Annotated in this window: 5 protein-coding genes and 1 pseudogene; 5 read left to right on the forward strand and 1 reads right to left on the reverse strand. The window is 70.8% G+C overall.

Going from position 1 to position 5,226, the window contains the following annotated elements:
* From IE318_RS45940 to IE318_RS43355, 3 genes are all read left to right on the forward strand, one after another.
* Positions 1-384: MBL fold metallo-hydrolase (locus tag IE318_RS45940; RefSeq protein WP_229904191.1), on the forward strand; the 384-nt coding region annotated here is incomplete at its 5' end.
* Positions 385-667: 283 nt separating this feature from the next.
* Complete coding sequence (locus tag IE318_RS43350) at positions 668-1,030, forward strand: bifunctional 3-phenylpropionate/cinnamic acid dioxygenase ferredoxin subunit (RefSeq protein ID WP_189908336.1); 363 nt, start codon at positions 668-670, stop codon at positions 1,028-1,030.
* Entirely contained in the window at positions 1,027-2,190 is a 1,164-nt protein-coding gene (locus tag IE318_RS43355; protein WP_189908337.1) for an NAD(P)/FAD-dependent oxidoreductase, read from the forward strand. The genes IE318_RS43350 and IE318_RS43355 overlap by 4 nt, the downstream gene beginning before the upstream one ends.
* Positions 2,191-2,202: 12 nt before the next feature.
* Here the strand turns inward: IE318_RS43355 and IE318_RS43360 are convergent, their stop codons facing one another.
* Positions 2,203-3,000: an IclR family transcriptional regulator gene (locus IE318_RS43360; protein WP_189908338.1), complete on the reverse strand. Its 798-nt coding sequence runs from the start codon at positions 2,998-3,000 to the stop codon at positions 2,203-2,205.
* 149 nt (positions 3,001-3,149) lie between these two features.
* Here IE318_RS43360 and betA point away from each other — a divergent pair, with 149 nt between their 5' ends.
* Complete coding sequence (gene betA / locus IE318_RS43365; RefSeq protein ID WP_189908339.1) at positions 3,150-4,820, forward strand: choline dehydrogenase; 1,671 nt, start codon at positions 3,150-3,152, stop codon at positions 4,818-4,820.
* A gap of 235 nt (positions 4,821-5,055) precedes the next feature.
* Positions 5,056-5,226: pseudogene (locus IE318_RS45945) on the forward strand (aldehyde dehydrogenase family protein); the annotation flags it as partial.

Genomic DNA, 5,226 nt, shown 5'->3' on the forward strand with positions numbered 1-5,226 from the left:
CCGATCCTGCTCCATGCCGATGACCTTCCGCTGTGGAAGCAGACCCATCCCGACCGGATGCCCGACGGTGAACTGGCCGACGGCCAGGTCCTCACCGTGGCGGGCGCCGAGCTGACCGTGCTGCACACCCCCGGCCACGCCCCCGGCGCGGTCTGCCTGTACGCGCCGGGTCTGACGGCGCTCTTCAGCGGGGACACGCTCTTCGCGGGCGGGCCGGGTGCCACGGGACGGTCGTACAGCGACTTCGGCACGATCGTCGACTCGATCCGGGGCCGGCTGCTGACCCTGCCGGGTGAGACGGTCGTCCACACCGGACACGGGGAGACCACCACCGTGGCGGCGGAGGCCCCGCACGTTCAAGAGTGGCTCGACCGGGGCTTCTGAACCGCGCCCCCATCATGGATGCACGCCCCCTCCCGGCTCTGTGGGCCGCGAGCCGGGCGTGCATCCGCTGTCTTCACGCGCGTCTCTCGACGCGCCGCAAGTTCTTTGTGGCGCAACGGGAATCGGTGCGCCGAGGGGCCCTGTGAACGCCTTGACAAGGGTTCTGGGCGACCCCAGACTGATGTTGCGCTCACCGCAATATGTTCCGTCATATGCACCGTCAAGGGAGCCGAAGGGCGGCTGAAGGCGCCTGTAGGCGAACGAGCCATCAAACCGAGGTGTCATGATGATTCCCGCGTGCCGTCTCGCGGATCTCCCGCGAGGCGAGGCCTTCCGGCTCGACATCGACCCGCCGGTCTCGGTGTTCCACACCGTCGACGGCGAGGTCTTCGCCATCGACGACACCTGCACCCACCAGGACGCCTCGCTCGCGGACGGCTGGCTGGAGGGCTGCGAGGTGGAATGCCCGCTCCACGCCTCGACGTTCGATCTGAGGACCGGCGCCGTCGACGCCCCGCCGGCCAAGCTCCCGGTCCGGACCCACGAGGTCGTCGTGGAGGACGGCATGGTCTATGTGCGGCTGTCGACGGACGCCCCCAACCTGCCGCCCTGCGTCACCGCCCGGCTCGCCGGAGGGCCCGCGTGAGAACGGTGGCCGTGGTGGGGGCCTCGCTGGCGGGTCTGTCGGCGGCCCGCGCACTGCGGTCACAGGGTTACGACGGGCGGCTGGTCGTCATCGGCGACGAGCCCCACCGCCCCTACGACCGGCCGCCGCTGTCCAAGGAGTTCCTGGCCGGCACCCTCGGCGAGGCGGACCTCGCGCTGGAGTCGGACGACGAGGACCTGCGGGCGGAGTGGCTGCTCGGCGCCCGCGCCGCCGGACTGGACCGCACCGACCGCGCGATCCGGCTCAGCGACGGCCGCCGGGTCCGGGCGGACGGCGTCGTCGTCGCGACCGGCGCCGCCGCGCGCACCCTGCCGGGCACCGACGGCCTGGCCGGAGTGCATGTGCTGCGCACGCTCGACGACGCCCGTGGTCTGCGGGACGCCCTGGCCCTGGGCGGACGGCTGGTCGTCATCGGCGGCGGCTTCATCGGCGCCGAGGTCGCCTCCACCGCATACGGCCTCGGGCTCGATGTGACGGTCGTCGAGGCGGCCCCGACACCGCTCGCCGGACCGCTCGGCGAGGCCATGGGCGGCATCGTCTCCGCCCTCCACACCGACCACGGCGTACGGCTGCTGTGCGGGGTGGGCGTCAAGGGGCTCGGCGGCGAACGCCGGGTCGAGGCCGTGCTGTTGGAGGACGGCCGCAGCATCCCCGCCGACGTCGTCGTCGTCGGTGTGGGCGCGCGTCCGAACGTCGAGTGGCTTGAGGGATCCGGCGTCGCCGTGGACAACGGCGTCACCTGCGGCGCCGACGGCCGCACCAGTCTGGCCGGGGTGGTGGCGGTCGGTGACTGCGCCGCCTGGTACGACCCCCGTGCGGGCGTCCACCGCCGCGTCGAACACTGGACGGGTGCGCTGGAACGGCCCGCCGCGGCCGTGGCCGCGCTGCTGTCGTCGGGCGCGGCGGCACCCGGCGTGCCCAGGCCGCCGTACTTCTGGTCGGACCAGTACGGCGTGAAGATCCAGTTCGTCGGACACACGGCCGGCGCCGACACCGTGACCGTCGTGGAAGGCACCACGGACGACCGCAGTTTCCTCGCCGTCTACCGGCGCGGTGGTCATCCGGTCGCCGTGCTCGGCATGAACCAGCCGCGGCTGTTCACCCGCTGGCGCAAACAGCTGGCGCACACGACACCGTGACACCGCGGGGGGTCAGCCCAGGTAGCCCATCCGGTGGCTGATCTCGTTCGCGCCCTTGACGAGCACCGGAGCGAGCTCGTGCAGGCGCTCCTCGGTGAAGCGGTAGGACGGCCCGGAGGCGCTGAGCGCCGCGACGACATCGCCGTCCCGGTCGCGGATCGGCGCGGCGATGGCGTGCAGACCGATCTCGAACTCCTCCGTGGTCCAGGCGTAGCCGCGCTCCCGGGCCTCGGCGAGGTTCTTCTCGAGCTTGGTCTTGGCGGTGATGGTGTGCGGAGTGACCTTCTTCAGGCCCGCCTCGGCCAGCAGCGCGGCGCGCTCCTTGGCGGGCAGGTTGGCCAGCAGGATCTTGCCGCTGGAGGTGGCGTGCAGCGGGGTCAGCTGACCGACCCAGTTGTGCGCGGTGATGGCCGCCGGGCCGCGCACCTGGTAGAGGTTGATCGCATAGTGCTCCTGGAGCACGGCGATGTTGACCGTCTCACCGATCTCCTCGGCGAGGCGCTCGCAGACCGGGCGGCCCTGCTGGGTGATGTCGATACGCCCCGTGACCGCGCCGGCCAGGCGCACGATGCCGAACCCGAGCCGGTACTTGCCGCGCTCGACGGCCTGCTCCACCAGGCCCCGCGCCTCCAGGGCGCCGAGCAGGCGGAACGCGGTCGACTTGTGGACGTCGATCTCGCCGGCCACCTCGCTGACGCCCGCCTCGCCGCGCTGGGCAAGGATCTCCAGCACGCTGATGGCGCGGTCGACCGACTGCACTCCTCCGGTCTGTGAAGTCGACGTTTCAGACTCTGGACTGTAGTTGCTCATAACGAAACTATACGCTCAGTAAACAACGCAGATGCAAGTGACGCAACGGAAACACGGGTTCGTAGGTTGCGTTGCGCGCAACCTGGTGCACATAGCGCTACCGCACTAGCATGCCCCGCGTATCTACGGCGCGAGCGAGACGAGGCACCATGGCTACCCTGCACTACGACTTCGTCATCGTCGGCGGCGGATCGGCCGGCAGCGCACTGGCGAACAGGCTCTCGGCGGACCCGGCGAACCGGGTGCTGGTCCTGGAGGCCGGCCGGTCCGACTACCCGTGGGATGTCTTCATCCACATGCCCGCGGCGCTGACCTACCCGATCGGCAGCCGGTTCTACGACTGGAAGTACGAGTCCGAGCCGGAGCCCCACATGGGCGGCCGCCGCATCTACCACGCGCGCGGCAAGGTGCTGGGCGGCTCCAGCAGCATCAACGGCATGATCTTCCAGCGCGGCAACCCCATGGACTACGAGCGCTGGGCCGCCGACCCCGGGATGGAGACCTGGGACTACGCGCACTGCCTGCCGTACTTCCGGCGGATGGAGAACTGCCTCGCGGCCGACCCGGACGACGAGTTCCGCGGCCACGACGGCCCCCTCGTCCTCGAACGCGGCCCGGCGACCAATCCGCTCTTCACCGCTTTCCTGGAAGCCGTCCAGCAGGCCGGCCAGGCCCGCACCGACGACGTCAACGGCTACCGCCAGGAGGGCTTCGCCCCCTTCGACCGCAACGTCCACCGCGGGCGCCGTCTGTCGGCCTCCAAGGCCTACCTCAAGCCCGCGATGAAGCGGCCGAACCTCACGGTCCGCACCCGCGCCTTCGTCACCCGGGTGCTCTTCGAGGGCAAGCGGGCCGTCGGCGTCGAGTACCGGCGCGGCAGGGGCGCGCCCCAGCAGATCCGCGCCGGGGAGGTCATCCTCTGCGGCGGGGCGATCAACTCCCCGCAGCTGCTCCAGCTCTCCGGCGTCGGTGACGCCGACGAACTGCGCGCCCTCGGCGTCGACGTCGTCCACGGCCTCCCCGGCGTCGGCGAGAACCTCCAGGACCACCTGGAGGTCTACGTCCAGTACGCCTGCAAGCAGCCGGTGTCCATGCAGCCGTACCTGGCGAAGTGGCGTGCCCCGTTCATCGGACTGCAATGGCTCTTCCGCACCGGGCCCGCCGCCACCAACCACTTCGAGGCGGGGGGCTTCGCCCGCAGCAACGAGGACGTGGACTATCCCAACCTGATGTTCCACTTCCTGCCGGTCGCGGTCCGCTACGACGGTTCCTCGCCGGCCGGCGGCCACGGCTACCAGGTGCATGTCGGACCCATGTACTCCGACGCCGTCGGATCGGTGAAGATCAGGAGCAGCGACCCCCGGGTCAAGCCCGCGCTGCGCTTCAACTACCTCTCCACCGAGCAGGACCGCCGTGAGTGGGTCGAGGCGATCCGCGTCGCCCGCCGGCTCCTCAACCAGCCCGCGCTCGCCCCCTACAACGGCGGGGAGATCTCGCCCGGCCCGTCCGTGGAGAGCGACGAGGAGATCCTCGCCTGGGTCGCCAAGGAGGGTGAGACGGCCCTGCACCCCTCCTGCACCTGCAAGATGGGCACCGACGACATGTCCGTCGTCGACCCGGCGAGCATGCGCGTGCACGGACTGGACGGACTGCGCGTGGTGGACGCCTCCGTGATGCCGTACGTCACCAACGGCAACATCTACGCACCGGTGATGATGGTCGCGGAGAAGGCCGCAGACCTGATCCTCGGCAGGCAGCCGCTGGAGCCGTCGAAGGCCGCGTTCTACCGCCACCGCGACGCCCGGACACAGGCGGGGTAGACCTCGGGTCACGCACAAGTCCCGGGTCCGGCCGTATACGACCGCTGCACCGCCGCGTCGCGGCACTCGCAGCGGCCGTATACAACGGCGGGCGGTCCGGATCCCGGTCCGCCCGCCGTCGGCCGAATCGTCATGACCCGACCCCTTGACGTAGGTGGGCGCTTTCGCCAGGGTGTTCCACCACAAGCAATTAGATGCACGATGCGCAACGCATTTCGGCTGAAGGGCTTGGCTCGTGGCAGACCTGTATGTGGACGGGACGTGGCGGGAGCCGCTGTCCGGAGGCCTCCGGGACATCCGCTGTCCCGCCGACGGCACCCTCGCCGCGACCGTGTCGGAAGGCACACGCCCCGACACCGAGGCGGCGATCGCGGCCGCCCGCCGTGCCTTCGACGAGGGATCCTGG

Origin of the sequence: Streptomyces spiralis (assembly GCF_014654675.1) — a bacterium.
GTDB lineage: Bacteria > Actinomycetota > Actinomycetes > Streptomycetales > Streptomycetaceae > Streptomyces > Streptomyces spiralis.

Bases quoted from the DNA above. Each gene is read 5' to 3' on its own strand.
- betA (WP_189908339.1), top strand. From the start codon at position 3,150: ATGGCTACCCTGCACTACGACTTCGTCATCGTCGGCGGCGGATCGGCC.
- IE318_RS43350 (WP_189908336.1), top strand. From the start codon at position 668: ATGATGATTCCCGCGTGCCGTCTCGCGGATCTCCCGCGAGGCGAGGCC.
- IE318_RS43360 (WP_189908338.1), bottom strand. From the start codon at position 3,000: ATGAGCAACTACAGTCCAGAGTCTGAAACGTCGACTTCACAGACCGGA.